General features: G+C 63.1%; 18 protein-coding genes and 1 pseudogene. 2 read left to right on the forward strand and 17 right to left on the reverse strand.

The genetic code is table 11. The features are described from left to right. Window positions 1–43 precede the first annotated feature (43 nt). Window positions 44–2,878, reverse strand: coding sequence for an excinuclease ABC subunit UvrA (gene uvrA, locus BLV47_RS02335; protein WP_092309402.1), 2,835 nt, complete (start codon window positions 2,876–2,878; stop codon window positions 44–46). Between the two features lie 178 nt (window positions 2,879–3,056). On the opposite strand from uvrA, the gene BLV47_RS02340 reads away from it, so the two are divergent. After that, on the forward strand, window positions 3,057–4,451 hold the full coding sequence (locus BLV47_RS02340; protein WP_092309405.1) for an MFS transporter: 1,395 nt from the start codon (window positions 3,057–3,059) through the stop codon (window positions 4,449–4,451). Between the two features lie 9 nt (window positions 4,452–4,460). Next, entirely contained in the window at window positions 4,461–4,970 is a 510-nt protein-coding gene (locus BLV47_RS02345) for a single-stranded DNA-binding protein (RefSeq protein ID WP_011063767.1), read from the forward strand. 83 nt (window positions 4,971–5,053) lie between these two features. On the opposite strand, the gene BLV47_RS02350 is transcribed toward BLV47_RS02345, so the two are convergent. From BLV47_RS02350 to BLV47_RS02425, 16 genes and pseudogenes are all read right to left on the reverse strand, one after another. Beyond that, window positions 5,054–6,106 (reverse strand): hypothetical protein, encoded by a 1,053-nt coding sequence (locus BLV47_RS02350; RefSeq protein WP_092309408.1) that lies wholly within the window; start codon window positions 6,104–6,106, stop codon window positions 5,054–5,056. Between the two features lie 32 nt (window positions 6,107–6,138). Next, window positions 6,139–6,438 (reverse strand): annotated as a pseudogene (locus BLV47_RS02355) (hypothetical protein); the annotation flags it as partial. Window positions 6,439–6,523: 85 nt separating this feature from the next. Continuing rightward, window positions 6,524–7,273, reverse strand: coding sequence for an IS21-like element IS1474 family helper ATPase IstB (gene istB / locus BLV47_RS02360; protein ID WP_062838242.1), 750 nt, complete (start codon window positions 7,271–7,273; stop codon window positions 6,524–6,526). Then, window positions 7,161–8,846, reverse strand: coding sequence for an IS21 family transposase (gene istA, locus BLV47_RS02365; protein WP_062838241.1), 1,686 nt, complete (start codon window positions 8,844–8,846; stop codon window positions 7,161–7,163). The genes istB and istA overlap by 113 nt, the downstream gene beginning before the upstream one ends. Window positions 8,847–9,049: 203 nt before the next feature. Further along, a complete protein-coding gene (locus tag BLV47_RS02370; RefSeq protein WP_092309414.1) occupies window positions 9,050–10,645 on the reverse strand; it encodes a hypothetical protein in 1,596 nt (531 codons plus the stop codon). Between the two features lie 3 nt (window positions 10,646–10,648). Beyond that, a complete protein-coding gene (locus BLV47_RS02375) occupies window positions 10,649–11,929 on the reverse strand; it encodes a hypothetical protein (RefSeq protein WP_092309417.1) in 1,281 nt (426 codons plus the stop codon). Between the two features lie 13 nt (window positions 11,930–11,942). Continuing rightward, window positions 11,943–12,884, reverse strand: a complete 942-nt coding sequence (locus BLV47_RS02380; RefSeq protein WP_092309420.1) for a hypothetical protein — start codon at window positions 12,882–12,884, stop codon at window positions 11,943–11,945. 66 nt (window positions 12,885–12,950) lie between these two features. Further along, window positions 12,951–15,377, reverse strand: coding sequence for a hypothetical protein (locus tag BLV47_RS02385; protein ID WP_092309423.1), 2,427 nt, complete (start codon window positions 15,375–15,377; stop codon window positions 12,951–12,953). An 11-nt stretch (window positions 15,378–15,388) separates the two neighbouring features. Continuing rightward, entirely contained in the window at window positions 15,389–16,576 is a 1,188-nt protein-coding gene (locus tag BLV47_RS02390) for a hypothetical protein (RefSeq protein WP_092309426.1), read from the reverse strand. Continuing rightward, window positions 16,555–18,000 (reverse strand): alkaline phosphatase family protein, encoded by a 1,446-nt coding sequence (locus BLV47_RS02395; protein ID WP_092309429.1) that lies wholly within the window; start codon window positions 17,998–18,000, stop codon window positions 16,555–16,557. Before BLV47_RS02395 ends, BLV47_RS02390 begins: the two co-directional genes overlap by 22 nt. After that, window positions 17,990–19,228, reverse strand: a complete 1,239-nt coding sequence (gene eboE / locus BLV47_RS02400; RefSeq protein WP_092309432.1) for a metabolite traffic protein EboE — start codon at window positions 19,226–19,228, stop codon at window positions 17,990–17,992. Before eboE ends, BLV47_RS02395 begins: the two co-directional genes overlap by 11 nt. Then, window positions 19,225–20,109, reverse strand: a complete 885-nt coding sequence (locus BLV47_RS02405; RefSeq protein WP_092309435.1) for a TatD family hydrolase — start codon at window positions 20,107–20,109, stop codon at window positions 19,225–19,227. Before BLV47_RS02405 ends, eboE begins: the two co-directional genes overlap by 4 nt. A 53-nt stretch (window positions 20,110–20,162) precedes the next feature. Then, window positions 20,163–20,930: an EboA domain-containing protein gene (locus BLV47_RS02410; protein WP_092309438.1), complete on the reverse strand. Its 768-nt coding sequence runs from the start codon at window positions 20,928–20,930 to the stop codon at window positions 20,163–20,165. After that, window positions 20,927–21,811 (reverse strand): UbiA family prenyltransferase, encoded by an 885-nt coding sequence (locus tag BLV47_RS02415; RefSeq protein ID WP_092309441.1) that lies wholly within the window; start codon window positions 21,809–21,811, stop codon window positions 20,927–20,929. Before BLV47_RS02415 ends, BLV47_RS02410 begins: the two co-directional genes overlap by 4 nt. Beyond that, on the reverse strand, window positions 21,808–23,691 hold the full coding sequence (locus tag BLV47_RS02420) for a 3-dehydroquinate synthase (protein WP_092309445.1): 1,884 nt from the start codon (window positions 23,689–23,691) through the stop codon (window positions 21,808–21,810). The genes BLV47_RS02415 and BLV47_RS02420 overlap by 4 nt, the downstream gene beginning before the upstream one ends. A 690-nt stretch (window positions 23,692–24,381) precedes the next feature. Continuing rightward, entirely contained in the window at window positions 24,382–24,930 is a 549-nt protein-coding gene (locus tag BLV47_RS02425; RefSeq protein WP_092309448.1) for a cysteine hydrolase family protein, read from the reverse strand. Between the last annotated feature and the right edge of the window lie 140 nt (window positions 24,931–25,070).

A 25,070-nucleotide genomic window follows, 5' to 3' on the forward strand; every position in this document is an offset into this window, starting at 1 on the left:
AAGCCCCTGGCACAGTGAAGTACCAGGGGCTTTTTCATGGGTTTCAGGCGCGGTCGCGGGTCAGCAACGGCTTGAGGTAATGCCCGGTGTGGGATTGGGGCATTTCCGCAACCTGTTCCGGGGTGCCGACGGCAATGATCTGGCCGCCTTTGGAGCCGCCTTCCGGTCCCAGGTCCACCAGCCAGTCGGCGGTCTTGATCACATCCAGGTTGTGCTCGATCACCACCACGGTGTTGCCGTGATCGCGCAGGCGGTGCAAGACATCCAGCAGTTGCTGGATATCCGCGAAGTGCAGGCCAGTGGTCGGCTCGTCGAGGATATACAGGGTCTTGCCGGTGTCGCGCTTGGACAGCTCACGGGACAGCTTGACCCGCTGGGCCTCGCCGCCGGACAAGGTGGTCGCCGACTGGCCAAGCTTGATGTAGGACAGGCCCACATCCATCAGGGTTTGCAGTTTGCGCGCCAGGGCCGGCACTGGATCGAAGAACTCGCGAGCTTCCTCGATGGTCATTTCCAGTACTTCGTGGATGTTCTTGCCCTTGTACTTGATCTCCAGGGTTTCGCGGTTGTAACGCTTGCTCTTGCACACGTCGCAGGGTACGTAGATGTCCGGCAGGAAGTGCATTTCCACCTTGATCAGGCCATCACCCTGGCAGGCCTCGCAGCGACCGCCCTTGACGTTGAAGGAGAAGCGACCAGGGCCATAGCCTCGGGAGCGGGATTCTGGAACGCCGGAAAACAACTCGCGAATCGGGGTGAACAAGCCGGTGTAAGTCGCCGGGTTGGAGCGCGGAGTGCGACCGATCGGGCTTTGATCGATGTCCACCACCTTATCCAGATGTTGCAGGCCATTGATGCTGTCGTGCGGTGCTGCTTCCAGAGTGGTAGCGCCGTTGAGCGCCGTGGCGCTCAGGGGAAACAGGGTGTTGTTGATCAGCGTCGACTTGCCCGAGCCGGACACCCCGGTCACGCAGGTCAGCAGGCCAATCGGGATTTCCAGGTCGACATTGCGCAGGTTGTTGCCGCGCGCGCCCTTGAGGGTCAGGGAAAGCTTCTTGTTGCGCGGCGTGCGCTTGGCCGGCACCACGATCTTCACCCGGCCGGACAGGTACTTGCCGGTCAGTGAGTCCGGGTGCGCCATGACTTCTGCCGCTGTACCTTCGGCAACGATTTGGCCGCCATGCACGCCGGCGCCCGGGCCGATGTCCACCACGTAGTCGGCCAGGCGGATCGCATCTTCATCGTGTTCGACCACGATCACCGTGTTGCCGATATCCCGCAGGTGTTTCAGGGTGCCCAGCAGTCGGTCATTGTCCCGTTGGTGCAGACCAATGGACGGCTCGTCGAGGATGTACATCACCCCCACCAGGCCCGCACCGATCTGACTGGCCAGGCGGATACGCTGGGCCTCGCCGCCAGACAAGGTATCGGCGCTGCGATCCAGGGTCAGGTAGTCGAGCCCGACGTTGACCAGGAACTGCAGGCGCTCACGGATCTCCTTGAGGATCTTGTCGGCAATTTCGCCGCGTCGCCCGGTGAGCTTCAAGGTACCGAAGTAGTCGGTAGCATCGCCAATGGGCAGGCTGGTGACCGCCGGCAGGGTTTTCTCGCCGACCCAGACATGCCGGGCCTCGCGACGCAGGCGCGTGCCGCGGCAATCCGGGCAGGGCTGGGTGCTGAGGAACTTGGCCAGCTCTTCACGCACGGTGGCCGATTCGGTTTCCCGGTAGCGGCGTTCCAGGTTCGGCACTATCCCTTCGAACGGGTGGGAGCGCTTGACGATGTCGCCCCGGTCATTGAGGTACTTGAAGTCGACATTCTGCGTACCGCTGCCCTGCAGAATCACCTTCTGCTGATCCGCGGGCAGTTGGTTGAACGGCACCTCCAGGCTGAAACCGTAATGAGAGGCCAGCGAGCCGAGCATCTGGAAGTAATAGACGTTGCGCCGGTCCCAGCCGCGAATTGCCCCTTCGGCCAGGGTCAGTTCGCCATTGACCAGGCGCTTGATGTCGAAGAACTGCTTGACCCCCAGGCCATCGCAGGTCGGGCAGGCACCGGCCGGGTTGTTGAAGGAGAACAGCTTGGGTTCCAGCTCGCTGATGGCATGGCCGCAGATCGGGCAGGCAAAGCGCGCGGAGAAGATCATCTCTTCCCCCGGCTCATCGTCCATCGGTGCGACCAGGGCAATGCCGTCCGCCAGCTTCAGTGCGGTTTCAAAAGACTCCGCCAGGCGCTGCTGCAGATCGCCACGCACCTTGAAGCGGTCGACCACCACATCAATGGAGTGCTTCTTCTGTTTATCCAGCTTCGGCAACTCGTCCAGCTCGAACAGCTTGCCGTTGACCCGCGCCCGGACAAAACCCTGGGCCCGCAGCTCTTCGAAGACCGACAGGTGTTCACCCTTGCGCTCGCGAATCACCGGCGCCAACAGCATCAGCTTGCTGCCTTCGGGCTGGGCCAGCACCAGGTCGACCATCTGGCTGACGGTCTGGGCTTCCAGCGGAATGTCGTGGTCCGGGCAGCGAGGAGTACCGACGCGTGCATAAAGCAGGCGCAGGTAGTCGTAGATTTCGGTGATGGTGCCGACGGTGGAGCGCGGGTTGTGGGAGGTGGATTTCTGCTCGATGGAAATCGCCGGCGACAGGCCTTCGATGGTGTCCACATCGGGCTTTTCCATCATCGACAGGAACTGGCGGGCATAGGCCGACAGCGACTCGACATAACGGCGCTGGCCTTCGGCATACAAAGTGTCGAAAGCCAGGGACGACTTGCCGGACCCAGACAGCCCGGTGATGACGATCAACTTGTCCCGTGGCAGGGTCAGGTCGATGTTCTTCAGGTTGTGGGTGCGGGCCCCACGAATCAGAATCTTGTCCAAAAGTGGCCTCGATCGGCGGGCGTAAAGGCAGGAGTATAAAACCAAATACTGGATGGATGCACACTATCGTGCGCGGCTTTTTCGGTTGCCGGTCAGGGCTGCGCGGCAAAGCGTCGCCATATACCCCCTCTACCGATCCGACTGGTAGAATCGCCGCCGGTTCACACGAGGTTTTTCCATGCACGATCCCCACAGCGAACGCATGAGCGGCAGCGAGACCCGCGCAGCAAGCGGCCTGGCCCTGGTGTTCGCCTTCCGTATGCTTGGCATGTTTATGGTACTGCCGGTCCTGGCAACCTATGGAATGGATCTCGCAGGAGCGACCCCGGCCCTGATCGGCCTGGCCATTGGCGCCTATGGCCTGACCCAGGCAGTTTTCCAGATTCCCTTCGGGATCATTTCCGATCGCATCGGGCGCCGCCCGGTTATCTACCTGGGCCTGATCGTGTTCGCGCTCGGCAGCGTGCTGGCGGCCAATGCCGACTCGATCTGGGGCGTGATCGCCGGCCGGATCCTGCAGGGCGCCGGGGCGATTTCCGCAGCAGTGATGGCGTTGCTCTCGGACCTGACCCGGGAGCAGCATCGGACCAAGGCCATGGCCATGATCGGCATGACCATTGGCGTCTCCTTTGCCGTCGCCATGGTGGTCGGCCCACTGCTGACCCGCAGCTTTGGCCTGTCCGGGCTGTTCCTGGCCACCGCTGGCATGGCCCTGGTGGGGATCCTGATCATCGCCTTCATGGTGCCGCGGGCCACCGGGCCCTTGCAGCACCGCGAATCCGGAGTGGCGCGTCAGGCGCTGCTTCCCACCCTCAAGCATCCGGACCTGCTGCGCCTGGATCTGGGTATCTTCGTGTTGCACGCGATGCTGATGTCGAGCTTCGTTGCCTTGCCCCTGGCCCTGGTGGAAAAAGCCGGCCTGCCCAAAGACCAGCATTGGTGGGTGTACCTCACCGCACTGCTGATCTCCTTCTTCGCCATGATCCCGTTCATCATCTACGGCGAAAAGAAACGCAAAATGAAACGAGTTCTGTTGGGCGCGGTCAGTACGCTGCTGCTCACCGAGCTATTCTTCTGGGAGTTCGGCGACAGTTTGCGGGCGTTGGTCATCGGCACCGTGGTGTTCTTCACCGCATTCAACCTGCTGGAGGCCTCGCTGCCGTCGTTGATCAGCAAGGTGTCGCCGGCAGGCGGCAAGGGCACGGCGATGGGGGTCTACTCCACCAGCCAGTTCCTCGGTTCGGCACTGGGCGGCATCCTCGGCGGCTGGCTGTTCCAGCATGGCGGTTTGTCGGTTGTGTTCCTTGGAGGGGCAGGTCTGGCTGCACTCTGGCTGGCCTTTGCTGTTACCATGCGCGAGCCCCCGTATGTGACGAGCCTGCGCTTGCCGTTATCGCCCGAAGCGATCCGCGAAGCCGGCCTGGTCGAGCGCCTGAAGGCCGTTGTTGGGGTAACAGATGCCGTAGTGGTGGCCGAAGAAGCCGCCATTTACATCAAATTGGACACCGAATTATTGGATCGCACGACCCTCGAGCAGCTGGTCAATCCAGCGCCGTCGGCGCGCGAAGCCTAGGAGAACGTTATGGCCCGTGGGGTTAACAAAGTCATATTGGTCGGCACTTGCGGCCAGGATCCCGAAGTTCGCTACCTGCCCAACGGTAACGCCGTGACCAACCTGAGTCTGGCCACCAGCGAGCAGTGGACCGACAAGCAGACCGGTCAGAAGGTCGAGCGCACCGAGTGGCACCGTGTGTCGATGTTCGGCAAGGTCGCAGAGATCGCCGGCGAGTACCTGCGCAAAGGTTCGCAGGTCTACATCGAAGGCAAGCTGCAGACCCGCGAGTGGGAAAAAGACGGCATCAAGCGCTACACCACCGAGATCATCGTCGACATGCAGGGCACCATGCAGCTGCTGGGCGGCCGTCCACAGGGCGACCAGCAGGGCCAGGGCGGCATGTCCAACTCGGCACCGCGTCCTCAGCAGTCCCGTCCCGCGCCGCAACCGCAGCGTGAGTCGCGTCCGGCACCTCAGCAGGCCGCCCCGCAGCCAGCACCGGATTTCGACAGTTTCGATGACGATATTCCGTTCTGAACCGCCGCTTTTCAGCGTTCAGCACCCATGAAAAAGGGGCCCGACAGGGCCCCTTTTTCATGCCTGGCCGATCAGGCCCAGGCTCATAGTTGCACCCGGCGCAAGCGTCCGCTCAGGGCCACTACCTGCTGATCCGCAGTGGGAATCGGCCGTCCGCTCAGGCCCATGCCTTCGCTCACCAGCACCGCGTCCCCGACGCAGCACAGGTTGGACGGTGTATCCAGGCCCTGGGCCAGTACCTGTACCGAGCGTTGCTGCAGATCGCAGCGCAGCAGGCGTCCGCTGAAGCGGGCGAAGCCGCCGTGCAGCACTTCGCCGGACCAGTCCGGTTGCAGCGGCTGCAACAGCCGGTCGCACAGTTCCAGCACCAGAATCCGCTCCTGCGGATCCAGTGCCAGTCCAGTGGGCAGTTGCAGCCCGCGAATCAGCACCTCGATCCTGCCGTTGGCGGGCCAGACCCGGATCACCTGGCCGGCTTTGTCGGCGAAGTCGATGCCCTTGCGCGCCGGATCACGGTGCAACTCACCGGAGAACAGGCTGATCAGTACAGCATCGGTCCGCGGTTCGTGAACCAGGGTCACGGGGACCGCTTCCTGGCCCTGATCCAGGTCGGGCAACTGCGCCAGCACCTGTTCGCCGTCCTCGGTGAACTCCACCAACTGGTTGGTATCGGGCTTGACCGCCAGCCAGCATTGGCGCGAGGGGTGATAACACAGCGAGTTGAGGTTGCCGCGGCTGTGAAACAGCGGCTCGGGCGGGCGGTATTGCAGGTCCAGCAGCTTGGAACCGGCCACGTAGTCGGTCTGGCTGGCGAGGCAGAGCCCGTCGCCCAGGGCGATGTCCGACAGGCCCATGATTTCGTCGCGAAGCATGCGTGCCTGCATGTTCATCGAACGAAAACCCTGGGCCAGGACCTGCGGTGGCAGATAAGCGCCCGGCTGTTCCGGGTCCGGGCGCAGGCGACTGATGCGGCCACTGAATGGCTGGTCCGGCAGGCCTGAGCCGGCTTCCGCCAGCAGCAGGCTGCCATCGGCTTGCAGGCAGAGGCCGCGGGGGTTCAGCAAGCCTTCGGCGACCACGGTGCTGGGGCGCAGGTTTTCCTGCGCCTGGCCGGGGATGAGCAATGCAATTGGCATATGGATTCTCCCTCGCAATTAGAGCGACCCCATTACTGCAGGGGCTGCCAGGGTTCATGGGTGAACCAGCATTTGAGCAGGGCTCTCTGGCTGGCGGACATCGAGCGCACCACGGGCATGTACAAGGTAGTACCGAGGTACTGCGGCGAAGTGCGTGCCATGATCATCTGGCGTGATCCCCAGACGGCGTCCTGCTGATTGAGCGCGATGTAGCGAGACATGGCGGGGAAGGCCAGGTAGTGAAAACGCAGTACGTTCTTGTACACCTGGTCCCAGGTGACGGTGCTACCCGGCGCGATCCCGAAATCAGTGATGGCGTATTTGTGCGGATTTCGGTGAACGTGACCGAGCGTTTCGCTAATACGTGACCGGTGCTTCCACCCCGGTTGCGCGGGTTCTGGATTGTAATCGCATCGGTCACGATGCGGCTTGTTCCTCGGCTTTTTTTCGGCGCAGCGACTCGCCTTTCATCGTCAGTCGGTAGGCGTTGTGCACCAGGCGGTCGAGGATGGCATCGGCCAGGGTCGGGTCGTTGATCCAGCCGTGCCAGTGCTCGATGGGCAGTTGGCTCGTCAGGATGGTGGAGCGGCTGCCAGCGCGGTCGTCGATCACCTCCAGCAGGTCATGCCGGGCTCCTTCCTCCAGCGGGGCTAGCGCCCAGTCGTCCAGCACCAGGACGTCGACCTTTGCCAGCTGTTGCAGGGTACGGCCGAAGCTGCCGTCGCCATGAGCGATGCGCAGTTGTTCCAGCAGGCGCGGGGTGCGCAGGTACAGGGTGCTATAGCCCTGGCGGCAGGCCTGGTTGCCCAGGGCGCAGGCCAGCCAGGTTTTGCCGGCACCGGTCGGGCCGGTCAGCAGCAGGTTGTGCTGCTGGCGGATCCAGTCGCCACTGGCCAGGGTGGCGATCAGACGCTCGTCCAGGGCGCGTCCGGTGCGGCGGTCGAGATCTTCCAGGCAGGCGTTGGCGTACTTGAGCTTGGCCTTCTTGCGCAGCCGTACCAGGCGCTGGTTGTCACGCCAGGCCAGTTCGCGGTCGAGCAGTAGGCCGAGGCGTTCATCGAAGCTCAGGCTGTGGCTGGCCGGCAGCGTCCATTGCTCTTCCAGGGCGCGGGCCATGCCGTCCAGGCGTAGCTGGTGCAGTTGATTCAGGGTGTGTTGCGGCATCATCGAACAGCTCCTGTTGCGGGGGTTGGTAGTAGTCGGCGCCACGGACGTTCTCGTGGTCGCCGGGTAAGGTCGTTTCGGCGGCACGCTGGGGCAGCGGCTGTTGATCCAGGCCTTGCTGGAGCAGGTTGCGCACGCTGCGCCCGGTGAAGGCGCGCAGGTGTACGGCACGTTCGGCAGCGGCTTCCAGGCGTGCATTGCCATAGCGCCGGGCCAGCGAGAGCAGGCCGAGGCAGGCGCGGTAGCCCATCTCCGGGTGCGGCTTGTGGGTCAGTTGGTGATCGATCAGTTGGCGCGTGTAGGGGCCGATCCGCGCGCCCCAGTCGAGCAGGCGTTGTGGCGTCCATTCGCGATGCGCCTGGTGCGCCGCGGGCATGTGCTCGCGCTGGGTACTGTAAGCGCCGCGTCGCCCCAGCAGCAGGTGGCTGGCCACCCGCCGGTTGCCATGCAGCACTTCCAGGGTGTGTGCCGTCAGTCGCACGTCCACGTTCTGCCGGGCCAGGGCGGAGGGCACGCTGTAGAAGCTGCCATTGACCTCGATGTGGTAGTCGATGCTGACCTTGCAGCGCTTGAAGGTGGCGACCTCGTAGGGATGCACCGGCAGCGCTCGCAAGGCCGGGCGATCCAGGCGCTCGAACCAGTCGCGCCGGCAGCCATCGAGCCGCTTGAACGGGCGCCGATTCAGATCCTCCAGCAGCTCGGCGATGGCCTGGTTAAGCGCATGCAGGCTGAAGAACTGCCGATGGCGCAGCCGCGCCATGATCCAGCGCTCGACCACCTGCACCGCCACCTCGGCCTTGGCCTTGTCCTGAGGCTTGCGTGGCCGTGCCGGCAGGATCACCGTCTGGTAATGACGCGCGCACTCCAGCGTGGCCCGGTTCAGGCCCGGCTCGTAGCGATCCGGCTGGGCGACCAGGGCGCGCGGATTGTCCGGCACAACCATTTCCGGCACGCCGCCAAAGTAGGTCAGAGCCTGGCCCAGCGAGGTCAGCCAGTCCACCTGGGTTTCGCCTGGCGTCGCGCAGGCATAGGTGTAATTCGAGGCGCCCAGGGCGGCGACGAAGATGTGCGCCCGGCGCACTTCGCCGGTGGCCGGGTCGACCACCGGCAGCGTCGGCCCGGCATAGTCGATGAATAGCTTCTCGCCCGCACGGTGCAGCTGACGCATCGAACGTTTGAGCGTCTGGGCGTAGCGCCGGTAGTGCTCGACGAACTGGGTGTAGCGGTAGGTCGGCTGGCCCGCATGCGCGGCGAGATATTCCTCCCACAGCAGCTGCAAGGTCACGCCCTTGCGTCGCAACTCGCGGTGGATGCTCAGCACATCGGGCAGCACTCGCTCACCGCGCGGCTTGTTCGTCGACGTCGGTGCAAACAAGGCGGCCGCCAGCGCGGCCTCGTCCATGGCCACCAGCGCCGGCCAGTCCAGCCCGGCCACCCGCGCCGCCGCGATGTACTTGCTAACCACGCCCTTGGACAGCTGCAAGGCACGGGCAATCTTCTCGTGGGACAAGCCGGCCTCAAACTTGAGGCGCAGACATTCTTTGATGTTTCGCATGGCTACTCGCGGCGCCGCCATCTTCCTCTCCCGAAATCGGTCGAGGATGGCGGCGCATCAGGTCATGCGCAACGAAGGGGAAGGCTTTCGCTAAGTCGTGACCGGCGATTTCGGTAAGCCGTGACCACCTGTTTCGGAACAGGCGGAAAATCGGTCACGTTGCTACCGAAATGAGCGGTCACGCGTTAGCGAAATGACCGGTCACGATCAACCGAAACGGCCGGTCACGGTGCTCCGAAATCCGCATATTTGCGCAGGTTGATGAAAAAGCCGTTGTCGTCACTGTTTTCTACCGCGCAGTTCAAGGTGACAAAGCCGGCCTGCGCTGCCGAGCCGGGCTTGAGGCTGACCTTGAAGCTCACGCTGGATTGGCCGGCCTTGACTGTTTGTCTGGGCTCGAACTCCAGGAAGTCCCAGAACTCGGGGCTTCTGTAGGGGGCCTTCGGATCGTCGTTGCAGGGGCCGGGAGTGATGATGATCACCGTGTCCTTGTTCACCGGTTGGCCCAGTTGACTCAAGCTCAAGGTGATCTCGAGGCCCTTGGGGTAATCCTCCAGATACAGATTGCGTTGGTTGGAACTCAGGCGATAGGTCTGTTCGATGGCGTCGATCTTGATCGGTTTGGGCTTGGGGTTGGAGGGAAAGTAGCGCGTCAGCGGTGCCTTGACGGCAATCAGCTCCTGATTGGCCAACTGGTGTTGTGTGGGCGTCAGCGGCAGGTCAAGGATGCCGCCGTACAGGTAGTAGTCGGACAGCGGAGATTTTGCCGGGTCCAGGGTGCTCAGCGTCGTTGAGCCGAGGTGGATCGAGACATCGCCGAAGTTCGCATTGGGGCCGATGGGCGAGGTGATGTCGGTTCGAACACTGCGAAACGCCTGCTTGGGAATGATATTGAGCATGTCGATGCTCAACAGATTGTTCTCGAGCACACTCGCATAGCCTGCACTGCCTGCCGATGGATTGATGAGCTGGCGCCCGGCGGTGACGATCAGTGGTTCCCCGGCAAAGGCCGGAGCCAGGGTGCCGACCACGCGGCCAATGCTTGGGTTGGAGGTGTACTGGTGGGCGGCGTAGTCGGCGTCCAGTTGCGCCGTGGTCATTTTCGGGCACATCTCGAACATGACGAAGCGCACGACGATGCCGGTCGCGCCGGGGGCCTCGATGATCGAGCGCAGGAGCGGATTGTCCTTGTTGTAGCTGACGATCTGGTCGCGAGAGAAAGTGACCTGAAAACTGCCGCTGATACGGTTGGAACCCGGCGCATCCTGCTCCGGGTCGAGAATCCGGATGGCCACGTCATAACTGCTGCACACCGTATTGCCCTTGACCAGCAACTGCGGGGGCGTGCTGTTGCCGATCTGCAGGCCGCCGAGAAAAATCTGCGTGCTGATGGTGCCGGTGGGGTCCAGGTCGACCATCATCGGCCCGGTCACCGGTGGGGCGCCGGTGACCGGGTCCGCCGAGCCCAGCAGATAGAAAGGCTCGCCGACGAGGTCGCCCTGGGTGCTGATGTTGCCGGGCGTGCCCTGGGAGCTGATGGCGACGCTGTCCAGGGTGACGACATGCTGTCCGTAGTGGTTCCAGCCACCGGCGGTGTAGTAGGTGCCGGTCGGCGCATTGATCATTTCGGTCAGTTGGTCGTCGCTATAGACCTCGGCTTCGGGGTACAGGGTCGAGGTGGTCAGGTCGAATAGAGAGAGTGTTGCTTTGCTGTCCGGATTTGTCGGATCGCTGGGAATGGTGGGCGAGTTGTTGGGCAGGCTGACGTTGGTTTCGATCCCACCCCAGAAGTTCAGCCGCGGGCCGTTGAGAATACTCATGATTCACTCCTTGCCCTTGATGGATGGGCTGCTGGGGGATTGGGCGAACTTGAACAGGTAGGAAAAATCGGCCTTTTGCAGGCTGTTGATCGGCGTTGCCATGGAGTGGCAGTTGGTGCAGCTGCTGTTGGGCTGGATGTAGCTTTCCATGGTCACGTTGGCCGACAGTTCAGGAGTCGTCTGGCCCATGGGCGCGCCAGGGTTGGGCGTGGTACTCCATTGGGTGGTGATCAACTGGTAGTACTTGAATACGGATGCCTGAACCTGCGGCAGCGCCTGGTACTCGCTGTTGAGCTTGGTCGTGGCGTCGGTCAACGGGGTAAAGCGGTCCAGTGGGTTGGGGGTGGTGAAACTCATCCCCGGCTTCGGCGTGCAGATCATGTGGCCATTGTGCAGGGTCCAGTTGCAGGGGCTCTGATTGACCTTGTCGGCAGGCGCCTTGGCATCGAAGTAGGAATACGCGATGCCTTTCTGCGGCTCATTGACCCACTGGTTTCCCTGCTTGACCTTGGGCGGCACGTTGTCGACCTGCTCGAAGGTCGACCAGATCCACTGTGGAAACCCCTCAACCTTGTTGATGATGTGCAGCCCCACCAGGCCTAGCGTCGCTGGAGCCGTACCGTTGGCCACGCCTTGTGCATCGAACGTGGTGATCTGGGCCTGCATGTGCAGGTAGCGGCTGGGGTCATCCTTTGCGGTGAGTATCCGCCAGCTGGATTTGATCTCGTTGGTCGCGTTGGGGAAGTTGATGTTGCGGGCCTTGGCCACGACATCGGCGTTGTAGAACTGGTTGTTGACGATGTAGTCGTAGGAGGCCTGGTTGGCGGCAATCTGGTAATAGGTCGGATTGCCGTTCTGGTCGATCAGCCAACCGCCCACGGCCTGGTTGTCGTTGGCCGTTGCGGTGTTCTTGCGCCCGGCGATATTGATCAGCTTGAGGACCTTGGCCATAGGTGCCGAATTCCATGGACCGGGGTCCTGCCCTTGAGGCAGGAAGACCTCATTCACGCCCTTGTAGCTCTGCCACACGGTATCGCCAGGACTGCCCAGGGGTTTGCTGCAATCGGCGACTCCGCGTTGGCCGGTCTTGGCCGGCCAGTTCAGGTTGATGAACACCTGCCAGCTGTATTGATCGAAAGCCTGCTGTGATGCATTGGCGGCAGGTACCACAGCATTGGGCGGGCAAGAGGTCTGCTGCTGCGGCGCGCTGGGCTGCAGGGCGCAGGCTTGTTGGCTGCCCAGGCCAAGCAGCAGCAGGGTGGTGAAACGGCTCCAATGGTTCATGACGCGGCTCCTGTCACTGCGGGGTGGGCGAGAGTTGGTTCCACTGCGGCCGGGCACCGTTTTTCAACGATGGCGGCGGATTGAACAGTTGGCAGTCCGGTGGGTTGACCGGGCACATCTTCGCCACCTGGTCCCAGGTCTTGGCCGGGTCCGGCTTCTCGTTGCGCCAGTTGCGATAGTTCTGGCTGACGATCGGTGCGTTGGCGACGCTGACATCGCCGGAGAAGTAGAACGACTGCGGATGCTGATAGGGCGCCAGGCCCGCCCCGTCGCTGGTGGCCTGCTTGTAGAAGGCGTAGCCGAACAGAATCGGGCTCGGCTTGACTGGAATCTCCACGGCGTAGGCCTGCACGCTGCCGTCCAGGTGCTGGCTGCGGGCGGCGCTGTAGGGCAGGTGCTTGATGAAGTCGCGGCGCGGCGGGTGGTTCATCGGCGAGAACATGCAGCAAGCCGGCATGTCCTTGGGCCGGTCCTCGGGGTAAGTGAGGAAGTAGGCCTTGTTGCCCAGGGAGACGAAGGAGCAGGTGTAGTTGTTGTTCTTGATCGGGAAGATCGGCAGGCAGTACTTCTCGTAATGCTCCATCATCGCCCCGGAACCGTCGCCGTCGGCCGGCACGTAGTCATTGTCGTAGTAGCTGGTGCCCTGGGACACGGTGTAGTCGGCAGGCTTCAGGGTGCTGGGCGGGCTGCTGTAGGGCGGCGGGTTGTTCTTGTAGTTGGCGGTGACCCGGTACATGGTCCAGTCGCTGACCCAGGTCGCCGGGTAGAGCGGATCGGCCGGATCGCCCGGGTGACGCTTGGCGATGCAATTGTTGGTCTTGGCGTCGCAGCCCTTGTCGTTGTGCACGCCCATGTTGAAGTAGACGTTATCGGGGTATTCCTGGGCCCAGGATGCCTGGCTGGCGCACAGCAGGGTGGCGGCCAGCAGCAGGCGCTTGAGTGGATTGGTGTTCATCTGACTCTCCTTTGCAAAGCCGGGCGACTCGGGTCGCCCGGTGTTCCAGTGCCTGAGTGTTGCGGCTCAACCTGGCTGATAGTCGTTGAGGTCGAGGGGGGTCGGTGGGTAGCCGGTGCTCACCAGGTCCTTGGCCCAGATCTCCAGCACCTGGCGCCTGCTCTGGGGCAGGTCCCGGGTGATGGGCATGGCCAGGGTGCTGGCCTCCTGGTACTCCTTGCTGATCAGGGTGATGAACTGCTCGATCGCGCCCTCGATGCGTTGCAGGGAGTTGAGCGGCATGTACTTGTTCATGATCGGGTAGAGGTAATAGAAGGGCTGGAGGATTCGCGGAAAGATGAACTCTTTCCAGATCCGCACATTGGCGTCGTCGAACTGGTACACCCGGTTCCAGCAGTCGACGAAGTCCTTGAGCATCTGCGGCTCTTGCGGCAGCACCCGCAACGGCGAGAGGAAGTCGGTGAAGGCGTCGGTGTAGGAGAAGCTGAACGGAATGCCCGCCGGATCGTCCTGAATGAAAAAGCGCAGGGTGGGGAAGCCTGGCGCCACGGCCTGCACCGTCAATTGGGCAATGCCGTCGGCATTGGTCGTGATGCGGGTCAGGCTGTAGTTCACGCTGGCGCCCAGGCCGGCGTCATTGTCCAGTGTCCCGGTCATCGGTTGCGGCTTGTCGAACTTCAGGCAGGGCCTCAGATCGACAGCGGCCGGTGTTTTCAGGAACTCCTGATAGGTGATGGCGTTGCTGACCGGCTCATCGCACGCGGCAGCCTTGACGATCATGGCGCTCAGGCTTCTGCCGCTGCCCTCCCTGAGCAGGCTCGGATGCTGCGAGGCATCGTTGAACTGGGGCATGCCCGGCTTGTTTTTCACTCGCGCATCGGGATAGTCGGTGATCAGCACGAAATCCGCCGGGTTGCTGAACGCCAGGTAGTAGTTGCTGGTGGTCAGCATGAAGGCATTGTTGTACTCGGCGACCCACAAGGTGGTGCCGGCCGGTGCCGGTTGGCCGTTGTTCTGCACCATGATGTTCAGCGTCCGGCGGTCACCGACGTCGATGAAGCTGCCGCTCTCGATCACTTCCGCGGTCCACATCTGCTGTTGGGCGGCGATGGTGTCGGTACCCTTGAGCCGCAGCGCCAGGTTGCCGTTTTTCAGCAGGGCCTGGGCGCTGGCATCCAGGGGCAGGTCCAACAGGCCGGAGCGCTTGTCGAAGGCCGATTGCTGGTACTGGTCGAAATTGATGCTGGTCAGGGGTTCGAAGTTGCCGCCCTGCTGGACCCCCAGCTCGTAGTCGCCGACGTGGAACTTGGCGGCGGCCGGAATAGCATTGTTGCGGCCATCGAGATCGGGGATGGCCGGGCCGTCATGGACGGCCGGGTAGATCGGAAAGGTATTGCCCAGGTCCAGCGACAGCGTACTGCCGTTGAGCTGGGCACTGAGCACGCCCAGGTTGACCCGCTGGTCCTCTTTGTGGATCACGGTGTCTCCCGGAACCTTCTTGTAGAAGGGCACCTGATCCTTGGGCGCCAGGCGCTGGCCGCCCGGTGCGGTGGGGAACTCGTTGGCGAACCACAGGCCCAGGGTGCCTGCAGTGCGGCTGTAGGCGGGGTTGAAGAAGGTTTCGGTCGGATTGTCCAGGCCCATTTGATAGAGCATCTGCAGCCTGGACATGTCCCAGGGCGCCTTGGAGTGGCTGTTGGCGATCTTGAAGTCGTTGAACAGGCCATTCTGGTCATAGACCGTCAGGTAGGTGGTGAACCTGATCATCAGCCCCTGGGCGTTCTGGCTGAGCATTTCGTCCTGCAGGTTTTTCAGCAGTTTTGAGTCACCGATGACCCATTCCAGCTGGTCCTTGGGAAAGCAGGTCTGCCAGGTGGCCGTGACGTAGACCAGGCCGCCAAAGGCGCCCCAGTTGAAGTCGAGAAAGCGGTTGAGCATGCGGTACGTGTGTTTCAGGGTCAGGCCACAGGTGGCGTCGCCGAGTACCAGCTTGTCGAAGTACAGGGCGGTGAAGGTGTTCTGCCAGGGGCTGATGTCGACGAAGCGTGCGGCGGTCGGGCTCGGGTTACCGAAGGAATTGCCCAGCAGTTGGTAGGACTTGTTGATCAGCGGGTCGCTGTCGATGTAGCTGTCGACCTTGGATTCCCCGCCGATGATCACCGAGCGCAACTGCTGGTAGTCCACGGTGCCGCAGGCGTTGTCGCCGAACAGATCCCACTCGGCGGGAATCATCGGGTAGTTGTCGGGGTCGCCGTTGGTGGGCACCTGCAGCACGTAGTCCGGAACGTCCTTATAGGCCAGCGGAGTGATGCCCCAGGGCATCAGGGTTTGCGGGGCATTCTTGTCATTGATCCCGTACTGGCTCAGGAAGCGCCAGTTCATCTGCATCTTCACCGCGTCGTACAGCGGCAGCACATCGTTGTTGTTGAAGGTCGGCGGGTTCCAGAACATGAAACCGTTGAGGTAGATCCGGGGAAAGTTCAAGACGCTCATGGTGGCTCTCCTTAGCGTTTCCACTGGGCGCGTTTGAGCGACCAGACGTAGTCCAGTTTTTGATAACCGACGAAGTCTTTGTCCGGCAGTACGCTGGTGGGGTAGAGGATTCCGCCTGTGTGATCGATGTTGAACGAGAAGAAGCTGTTCTTCTTCGTCGAATAGGCCGCAGTGCTATGGCAAGCCAGGCACGAAGAACTGCCCTGGAAGGCCGATTCCAGCTGGGAGTTGGCCAGCAGCTTGGGTTCGGCCCGGTGCTGGTCGTACTGCACGCCGATCAGTTCGTACTGGGCCAGGTTCGAATACTGCTGCTGGAAGCTGCTGTTCACCGGTTTGGCGGCATCGGTGGGCCCGGTGCTGTTGGTCATCGGCTTGGGTGGGGTGTCATTGGTGACGGTGTACTTGGGATTGTTGCGATTCTCGAAGGTGGTCCAGACCCAGTCCGGGGTCAGCTTGTTGATCACATGCATGCCGCTCAGGGCGGCGTAGCCCACCTGATACTGGCCGGTGCTGTCCACGTAGTAGGCCTGGGAGATGTAGTAGCCATCTTCTGTCAGCACGGTCTTGAAGCCCTGGTCGGTGCCGATCCAGAACCAGGAAGTCTTCAGCTCCCAGGCAGTGGCCGGGAAGTCCAGGTTGCTGGTCAGCTTGGCAAGGCCATCGCGGTTATAGACCTTGTTGGCCACGATGTAGTTGAAGGTGTCCTTGCCCATCAACAGGTGGAAGCGCACCAGTTGCTCGTGCTTCGACGGCGGAACCGGGGCGCCGCTGCGCATTTTCAAGGCCAGGCCATCGACCTGCTGAACACCGTTCTGCGGGCTGCCGGCGGTGTCGTTGCCCAGAAACTGGAACAGCCCCTTGGGGTCCATGCCCTGCTTTTGCGCCAGTGCCGGCACCTCGCTCGGCAGATTCTCGCGCTCGGAGTAAGGCAGGGGCTCGGCCCCCTTCAACAGATAGACCTGATCGGAGGGCTTGAAGGTCTCCCAGACCCGGAGCCCGCCGTTGCTGCCATCGGCCTGGTTGAGGCAGACGAACCAGTTCCAGGCCATGGTTTCCGGGCTCTGCTGGAAGGTGCTCAGGGTGCCGCTCTGATCACCGTTGAACGTGAGGAAGTTGCTGCAGTTGAACGCGCTGGGGGTCTGGGCCTGAGCAAGGCCGCTCAACACACTCAGCACGACTATAGGGATGGTTCGCCGCATGGAATCTCCTTGGCCTGAGCCGTATCGTCATTGGGGCGCCCTAGGAAATGCTCTAGGAGCAGGTGCTTTACCGCGGTGGCCGGCAGGTGCTCCGGCAGTGGTAAATCGCAATCGGTGATCAGCAGGGGCCCGACCTCGGCGTTACTCGGCAAGCGTCCGTGGCTGCCGCGAATCAGTGAGGTGTCCAGGGGAATCAGGTCCATGTAGTAGCGAAAGCCGAGCTTCTTCTGCAGCAGGCGCCGCGCTACCCGTAGTTTGGGAAAGCGGATCGCCGGGTCGATGAACAGCTCCAGTGGGTCGTAGCCCGGCTTGCGGTGGATATCCACGGTGCGGGCGAAGTCCGGGGCCAGGCGATCGTCGAACCAGTAGTAGTAATCGAACCAGAAGCCCGCGGCGGCCACCGCCACCAGCTCGCCGCTGCGCGGGTGATCCAGTTGCCTGGCCCGTTGCTCGGCCTTGTCCAGCACCTGCTCGATGCCGGGCTGGCGCTGCAACAGCGCCTTGACCCGGGCGATGTCCTTGGGCTCGCGCACATAGACGTGGGCGATCTGGTGGTCGACCACGGCAAAGGCCGCGCTGGCGCCGGGATCGAGCAACTCCCAGCTCAGGGAGCGGCGAACTTGCAGCAGGCCCTGTTCACGCAGCACGCGGTTGATGGAGATCGACTGCTGTACCGCTTCGATGCCGTATTCGGAAACCAGCATCACTGCCGCACCCTGCTGCCGGGCAAAATCCAGCAGGCGCCCGACTTCATGATCGATGGCCCGCACTTCGTCGCTGATGGACGGATGCTCGGGGCCCAGGCGCTGCAGGCTGTAGTCCAGGTGTGGCAGGTAGATCAGTTGCAGGTGCGGCCGGTTGATCTGGAACTCGGCGATGGCGCAGTCGACGATCCAGCGGCTGGAGGCAATCCCCGCCGCCGGGCCCCAGAAGCCCGGAAAGGGAAACTCACCGATCTGCTGTTCAATGCGCTCGTGCAGTCCGGGCGGTGACGAATAGAGGCCGAAAATTTTGCGCCCGTCAGCGGGGTAATGCGGCCGCGGAGTGATGGCCGCGTCCACCTGGGCATGCATGTTGAACCACCAGAACAGCTGGCTGCAGCGCAGGTCGGGGATCTGCCGCTGCAGGGTCTGCCAGATCTTCTCGCCCTGGATCAGCCCATTGGGCTGCAGCCAGAAACGCACTTCGGCCTGATCGCGAAAATACCAGCCGTTGCCGACAATGCCGTGTTCCGAGGGTGGCAAGCCGGTGAGGATCGAGGCCTGCACCGTCGAGGTCACGGCCGGGAACACCGGTTGCAGTCTGGCCATCCGTGCCCGTTGCAGCAGGGCGTTGATGCGCGGGGTGGCCGGGCCCAGCAGGCTCGGGGTCAGGCCCACCACATTGATCAGCAGCAAGGGTTGGCGCAGGGTTTCAGAGGGCATGGGCGGGGGCCTCCATGAGCGACGCTTGCCCGTGCAGCAAGTGCCGTTGGCGCAGCTGTGCCTCGACCCATTGCAGTTCCGCGGCGATGCCGTGGAGCAGGGCCTGCTCGGTGTCCGGGCGCAAGGCGCCGGGCAGCACGTTCCAACTGTAGGTTTCGACCTCCAGTACCGGCTGGAACTGCGGGTGGGCGGCTAGAAAGTCGAAGGTGCGCAGCAGCGCCTGCTGGCTGCCATGGAGCTCCGGCAGCAGGAACTGCTCGCTAAACAGGGGCACATGGAAGTGGATCCGCAGCTCGGGACAGTGCCCCTGTTGCGGCTGCGCCGCTTGCAGCGCCTTGGGCAGGTCGGCCCAGGCCAGCAGTTGCCCCGCGCGGTCCCGGGCCTTGACCTGATGCAGGTAGGTGGCTTCGACAAAGCTGCCCAGGGCCTGCAGTACCTGCTGGCGGCGTTGCGAATCGGCCTCGGGCAAGTGGCAGATCAGCGCATTGGACAACTGGATCTTGCCCACCGGTATGCGCGCTTGCAGCAAGCGTTGCAGCGATTGATAGCAGTCTTCGAAGACCACCGCCTGGTGGCAGACGTCGAAACACAGCGCCAGGTACTGATGGTGTGGGTCGCAGGTTTTCCAGCGTTGAAAGAAAGCGATGGCCTGATCGGTGTTTTCCAGGACGCAGTCCGGCTCCATTTCCAGGCACAGGAGAATCTTCTTGCCGCTGCGCCGATGCAGGCTGGCCAGCCCGGCGGTCAACTGCAACAGCTGAGCCTCGGCCTGTTGTTGCTGGGCCGCGTCCCAATGTGCGGCGTACCCCAGGGGCACGCTGGAAATCACCCCCAGGGGACAGTCCAGGGGCAGGGCGGCAGCCAGCAGTTCTGCCAGTTGCAGGCTGTATTCCAGGCGCTGCGGTTCGGCCCAGGTCGGCCGGTAGACCTCGGCCTTGACCGCGCCCTGATGGAATTGGCCATAAGGAAAGCCGTTGAGGGAGGTCAGGCGCAGCCCGCAGTCGTGGAGCAAGCCGAGGAACGCCTCGCGCGCCGCGGGCTGTTGCAATTCGTTGGCCGCCTGGGCACTGATCCACAGACCGCTGTCCTGCACCGCCAGCCCGCGCTGGCGGCGCACGCCCTGGAAGTGCTGCTGGATCGACGCCTGCAGGTCGGCCAGGTTCCGGGCCGGGTGCACGTTGCTGCAGTAGCCGACCTGCGCGGCGTTCCAACCGGCCTCGGCGCTCATTTGATCACCGGTTCCTGGCCGCGCAGGGCCGAGTTGTCCTGCCACTGGCGGCGTTGATCGATGGGCAGCGGGCTGCTCACCAGCTGTTTGTCCAGTTGCCCGCTCTGGGCGAAGAAATCCACCGGGTTGTGGAACAGCACCTGTTCCACCTGGGCCTCGCTGAACCCGGCGGCGAGCATGGCCTGGCCGGTCTTGGGCACCTTGAGCGGATCGCTGATGCCCCAGTCGGCGGCGCTGTTGACCACCATTTTCTCGGTGCCGTACTGCTGCAGCAGGGCCACCATGCGCTGCTCCGACATCTTGGTATTGGGGTAGATCGAGTGCCCGCGCCAGCAGTCGCTGTCCAGCACCAGGGGCAGGGTCAGTTCATTGAGGTGGTCGATGATCACCAGGTGCTCGGCGATGCCCACTTCGCGGATCACCGCCAGGGTGCGCTTGGTGCCGCCGATCTTGTCCCGGTGCGGGGTGTGCACCAGTACCGGCAGGTTGAACTGCTTGGCCAGTTCCAGCTGCGCGGCGAGAAAACGGTCTTCCTCGGGGGTGATGTCGTCGTAGCCGATCTCGCCGATGGCCACCACGCCGTCCTTGACCAGGTAGCGCGGGAGGATCTCCAGCACCTCGTTGGCCACCGACAGGTCATTAGCTTCCTTGGGGTTCAGGCCAATGGTGCAGAAATGGTGAATGCCGAACATGCTGGCGCGAAAGCGCTCCCAGCCCAGCAGGGTGTCGAAGTAATCGATGAAGCTGCCTACGCTGGTGCGCGCCTGGCCTTGCCAGAAGGCCGGTTCGATCACCCCGGTGATTCCGGCGGCGGCCATGTTCTGATAGTCGTCGGTGGTGCGGCTGACCATATGGATGTGCGGGTCAAAGTACTTCGGCATGGTGAGTCCCTGATGCAGTGGTGAAAAATCAGTGAGGGGCGGCCCGGGGTGTTTCAGGCGCCGGGCGGCAAGTGTTCGAGCCAATGCGCGGGCAGACGCCGCTGCTGGCACAAGCCGCGCAGGCGCTGGCACTGGGCCTGGCTCAGGAGTTCGAAGGCGATGGCCTGGGGCAAGGCGTCGCTGACGCTGCGAAATGCAGCCAACTGCTCTTCCATGTGCTCCAGGGCCAGCTGGTTGAGGTCGACGCTGCGGCGCTGGGCCAGGCCGACGATGCGCCCGGTGTCCAGGCCCATGCCCAGGGTCTTGAGCACCAGCTGGTGGAAGGCCCGATCGGGGTAGTGGCGGGCGGGGAAGGGGTTGTCCAGGGCGATGGCGGCGAACACCTCGCGGTTGTTGGTGCGCCCGGCCTGCAGTGCCAGGTCGAGGCTGCGGCCTTGGCTGTCCAGGTCATCGAGGACCTTGAGCAGCACGCTTTTTTCCTGGTCGTCACCCCAGAGAAACAGCTGGCGCAGCAGGGCCAGTTGATCGCTGCCGGCCTGGTGTTCCAGCAACTGCGCCAGGAGCAGGGCCCGGGCCAGCTGAATACGCTCGGTGTCCGGGCCGGTGAGCGGTGCCGGCTGGCCAAGCCGCCGTTTGCACTGGCTGCTGAGCAGCACCAGGGTATCGGCCGAGGGCTGCCGCGCCAGTTGTTCCAGGGCCTCGTGCCACCAGCGCCGGCTCGGGTCGTCGAGCTGCTGCTCAAGTTGCCGGCGGCGTTCGGCAAAGGCAGCATGGCGCAGGGTGAGCGCAGGCGAGAGCGGGGAAACGACGTCCAGGGTCATGTCGGCTTGATCCAACGTTGAAGGTGGGGAAGCAGGAAGAACACCAGTACGCACAACAGGCTGCCCAGGGGCTGATTGGCCAGGGCCAGCACCAGGGCATCGAACAGTGGCAGGGCCGCCAGTCCCGCACCGATGAAGGCGCGGATCTGCCGCTGCCGCGGGTTGGCCAGGTGGCGCCGGTAGTGCCAGCCCAGCCAGCCGAGCCACAGCAGCAGGACCAGCCAGAACACCCCGTTTTTGGCGTAGAAGGCCAGCACCAGCGGGCTGAGCATCAGCAGCAGCGGCAGGCGGCTGAGCAACTGGTTGCGGTGCTCCAGCCGGGCCAGGTAGGTCAGGCCGGCGATGTAGGTGCCCAGCAAGGCGGCGCACAGCCACAGCGGTTGTGGTGGCAGCGCCAGGCAGGCGGCGGCGGTCAGGTACAGGGCCGAGCGGCAGCCGCCCATCAGCCAGACGCTGTGGGGATAGTTCTTGTGCAGCAGGTTGTAGGCGAGGATGAACAGCAGCAGCAATCCGGCACTGGCCAGCAGCCAGTGGGGCTGGGCGATCAGCTGGCTCAGGCCCAGCACCGCCAGGCTCGCCAGTAGCAACAGGGCGGCGGTGGCCAGGCTGACCTGGGTGCGACTGACCAGGCCGAGAACAATCGGTCGCGGGTTCTGATGCCGCAGGTCCCAGTCGGCATCCAGCAGGTCGTTGAGCAGCATGCCGGCCAGGTACAGCGCCGAGAGCGCCACCAGCAGCAGGGTCCAGACCAGCGGTGAAGGCGGCGCCTGGGTGGTGGCGCTGCTGGCCAGCAGGGCGGCGGCCAGGGCGTTGGTCCACACCGTCGGCAGGTTGGAGACGCGGCCCAGGGTCAGCCAGGTGGTCAACGAGGAATGGCTCATCGGGCGCAGTCCTCGCTCCAGGCGACGTCCGGGCCGCCGAAACTGGCCAGGCGCAACAGTGCCTGTTCCATCAGTGGCAGGTCGATGTGATGCACATCGATGGAGTGCCCGAGGCGGTTGAGCATCGGGATCGACAGCTGGCCGCCCAGATGCTGGCGGAACTCTTCCAGGCCGATCAGCACCAGGGAGCGGCCCTGGGCATCCTTCAGGCCGAGCTCCGGTGGACACAGGTTGAAGCCGAGCTGCTCCAGCAGTTGCAGCAGGCGTTGGGTTTCGGTGTCGCTCAGCAGGCCGCAGGCATTGGCATAGAGCGCGTCCAGGGCCATGCCCACCGCCACTGCCTCGCCATGGCGCAGGCGATGCCGGCTGAGGTTCTCCAGCTTGTGCGCTGCCCAGTGTCCGTAGTCCAGGGGCCGGCCGTTGCCCCGCTCGAAGGGATCGCCGGCGCCGGTGATATGTCCCAGGTGCAGTTCCGCGCAGCGGCGGATGGCGTAGCGGCTGGCGCTGTGTTCGAAGGTGGCCAGGGCCTGGGCTTGCTGCTCCATCCATTGGAAGAACGCGGCGTCCTTGATCACCGCCACTTTCACCGCTTCGGCCAGCCCGGCGATCTGGTCCCGGGGCGACAGGCTGAGCAGCCACTGGAAGTCGTTGATCACCGCTGTGGCCGGGTAGAAGGCCCCCAGCAGGTTCTTCTGGGCAAAGGCATTGATGCCGTTCTTGACCCCGATGCCGGCGTCGTTCTGCGCCAGCACCGTGGTCGGGATGCGGATCAGGCGCATGCCCCGATGGAAGGTGGCGCAGGCGTAGCCCACCGCGTCCAGCAGCGCACCGCCGCCCAGGGCCAGCACATAGCAGTGGCGGTCCAGGCCGTGTTCGAGCATCTGTGCGTACAGCTGCTGCAAGACTTCGGGGGTCTTGCTCAGCTCGCCTGCCGGCACCGGGATCGGCGCGGCCTGCAGGTGCAGGTCGGCGGCATGGGCGGTGAAGTAGGCGTCGATCTGTTGCGGCAACTGCGGGGAGCACAGCAGCAGGTGTTCATCGACGAACACCAGCACTGTGGTGCGCCCCGCCCGTGGTTGGGCCAGTTGCTGGTGCAGGCAGGGGTTGTCGACCTGGAAGACGTGATCGGTGAACAGCACCGGGTAGTGGTAGCTCACCTCAAAGCGGCCTTCCAGGGCCTGTGCCTGATCGCTCCGTGCCGGGGCCTCGCGTGGCTTGAGCAGGCTGCGGGCGCCGAGGAACAGCCCCGGCAGGACCATGCTGGCGAGAATGGTTGCCAGCAAGGCGTGCTGTTCCACCAGCAGGCTACCGATGGCCGCATAGGCCAGGGCCAGTCCGGCATTGGCCAGGGTGGTCACCAGCAGGAACTGGCGCAGTGGATAGCGCTGCATGCCGGCGGCCAGCACTGAGGTTTCCGCCAGCACCGGCACGCCACGCAGGCAGACCAGCGACAGGGTGCTGAGGCGATAGGCCAGTTGTCCGGGTTGCCAGCTTCTCAGTCCCAGCCAGGTGGACAGCAGGCGAAAGTAGCCGGCCCCCAGCCAGTAGCCCAGGGCGGCCCCCAGGCACAGACCGATGAAGATCACCAGATAGCCGCCGATGGCGCCCAGGGCCGCCACGGCCAGCAGCGCGACCAGGCTCGAAGGCACCGGCAACAGCACATCCAGCGCCAGCAGGGCGATCAACAGCAAGGCCAGGCTGGTGCGTTGCACGGGATCGGTCGGGAGGAAGCCGCCGAGCTGATTCAGCAGTTGTTGGATCTGCTCTTCGAACAGCAGGAAGCTGGCGACCACCAGGGTCGAAAACAGCAATAAGGAAAGCCAGTAGTTTTCCGCCGTACCCTTCAGTGAGAAAGCACGAGGCAATGAGCTGCGCTTCATCAAGCATCCCTCTTGATTGATATGACTAATTCCGTGTCAGTGTCAGCTGGGTCAGGCAGGGAGGGTGTCCGGTTATTCAAATCCTCAGCAGTTCTTATTGGTTTTCTGGCGGCTGAAGCACACTTCAGTGGCGAGTAGCTATCAACTTAGTCAAGGCCGCCGGATTTGCAAGCAGGCTCAATGAAGTGGCCTGCAAGGAAAATATATGGCGCGTTGAGAAAGTCTGGGCGAGACGAGAAAACAACCCGAAAGACCAGCGGCTACGGGGAGGGGGCAAGCCGTTTCCTCAGTAAATGCGGGGCGCAGCGGCGATGCCATGTTCCTGCTGGCTATTTGGTTTATTTCTTTTTGTTATATGAGGTTCAAGTAACTAGTGGAAGTAAGTGGGGATGTTGTTATGCAGTTGTAATGGGACGAAAGTGCAAGATTAACAGGCGTGTTCGGTATTTGAGATAATGCGCGGGTTAATTAGTTTTATTAGTCAGCTATTGAATAGTCGGCTTGTTAGTGGTGTTGGTTATTGGGCTTTTTATGGGGAGTTTGAGGGCGGGGCGCTGCAACTAGAAATTATTTAAAAGTTAACTGGAATCATTCGTAATTGTTGGTGGCTGTTGCACTTGCTGCATCATGCCGTGAGTGATTGCGGTGGGGAGCGCCCACCGCAAGGCCGAAGGGGCTTCAAGCCGTCCGTTACGCCGCCAGAAACTCTTCAGTGGACAACACGCTGGCGTAGGCAAAGGCCAGGGCCGCCATCACCGCGCTCTGCACTTGCGCCGCCGGCACGCGCTGACCATTGAACTCCAGGTCGAGGGTGGCGCAGGCGTCATGGATCACCTTCACCGGGTAACCCAGGTCGGCTGCGGCACGGGTGGTGCCTTCCACGCACATGTGGCTCATGTTGCCGATGATCACCAGTTCCTCGATGCCCTGCTGCTTGAGGATCGACTGCAGTTCGGTGTCACGGAATGAATTGACGAAGTGCTTGAGCACCACCGGCTCGTCGCCCTGGTTCAGCACCTTGGGGTGCAGGCGTGCGCCCTCGGAACCCGGCGTGAAGAACGGCGCGCTGTCAGAGGTGAATTCATGGCGGACATGCACCACCGGATCGGCGTTGCGGCGAAAGGCCTGGATCAGCCTCGCGGCGTTGTCCGCCGCCGCGTCGACTCCGACCAGCGGCCACTTGCCGCCGGCGAAGTAGTCGTTCTGGATATCGATTACGATGAGCGCCTGTTTGGCCATGGGTGTTGCCTCCAAGTGAGTGTTTGCTGTGGGGCCCAGTATCGGCACCCGCTGTCCATTGGAGGATTGGCCGCAACGACATTAACGGGGGGAAAACTGACAGTGGGTATTCAAGGTACGGTCGTCGAGCTTGGCGTACT

Source organism: Pseudomonas saponiphila (genome assembly GCF_900105185.1).
GTDB lineage: Bacteria > Pseudomonadota > Gammaproteobacteria > Pseudomonadales > Pseudomonadaceae > Aquipseudomonas > Aquipseudomonas saponiphila.

Bases quoted from the DNA above. Each gene is read 5' to 3' on its own strand.
- BLV47_RS02390 (WP_092309426.1), bottom strand. From the start codon at position 16,576: ATGCGGCGAACCATCCCTATAGTCGTGCTGAGTGTGTTGAGCGGCCTT.
- BLV47_RS02395 (WP_092309429.1), bottom strand. From the start codon at position 18,000: ATGCCCTCTGAAACCCTGCGCCAACCCTTGCTGCTGATCAATGTGGTG.
- BLV47_RS02375 (WP_092309417.1), bottom strand. From the start codon at position 11,929: ATGAACCATTGGAGCCGTTTCACCACCCTGCTGCTGCTTGGCCTGGGC.
- istB (WP_062838242.1), bottom strand. From the start codon at position 7,273: ATGATGCCGCAACACACCCTGAATCAACTGCACCAGCTACGCCTGGAC.
- BLV47_RS02350 (WP_092309408.1), bottom strand. From the start codon at position 6,106: ATGCCAATTGCATTGCTCATCCCCGGCCAGGCGCAGGAAAACCTGCGC.
- BLV47_RS02425 (WP_092309448.1), bottom strand. From the start codon at position 24,930: ATGGCCAAACAGGCGCTCATCGTAATCGATATCCAGAACGACTACTTC.
- BLV47_RS02345 (WP_011063767.1), top strand. From the start codon at position 4,461: ATGGCCCGTGGGGTTAACAAAGTCATATTGGTCGGCACTTGCGGCCAG.
- BLV47_RS02340 (WP_092309405.1), top strand. From the start codon at position 3,057: ATGCACGATCCCCACAGCGAACGCATGAGCGGCAGCGAGACCCGCGCA.
- BLV47_RS02410 (WP_092309438.1), bottom strand. From the start codon at position 20,930: ATGACCCTGGACGTCGTTTCCCCGCTCTCGCCTGCGCTCACCCTGCGC.
- eboE (WP_092309432.1), bottom strand. From the start codon at position 19,228: ATGAGCGCCGAGGCCGGTTGGAACGCCGCGCAGGTCGGCTACTGCAGC.
- BLV47_RS02380 (WP_092309420.1), bottom strand. From the start codon at position 12,884: ATGAACACCAATCCACTCAAGCGCCTGCTGCTGGCCGCCACCCTGCTG.
- istA (WP_062838241.1), bottom strand. From the start codon at position 8,846: ATGGCGGCGCCGCGAGTAGCCATGCGAAACATCAAAGAATGTCTGCGC.
- BLV47_RS02385 (WP_092309423.1), bottom strand. From the start codon at position 15,377: ATGAGCGTCTTGAACTTTCCCCGGATCTACCTCAACGGTTTCATGTTC.
- BLV47_RS02370 (WP_092309414.1), bottom strand. From the start codon at position 10,645: ATGAGTATTCTCAACGGCCCGCGGCTGAACTTCTGGGGTGGGATCGAA.
- BLV47_RS02415 (WP_092309441.1), bottom strand. From the start codon at position 21,811: ATGAGCCATTCCTCGTTGACCACCTGGCTGACCCTGGGCCGCGTCTCC.
- BLV47_RS02420 (WP_092309445.1), bottom strand. From the start codon at position 23,691: ATGAAGCGCAGCTCATTGCCTCGTGCTTTCTCACTGAAGGGTACGGCG.
- BLV47_RS02405 (WP_092309435.1), bottom strand. From the start codon at position 20,109: ATGCCGAAGTACTTTGACCCGCACATCCATATGGTCAGCCGCACCACC.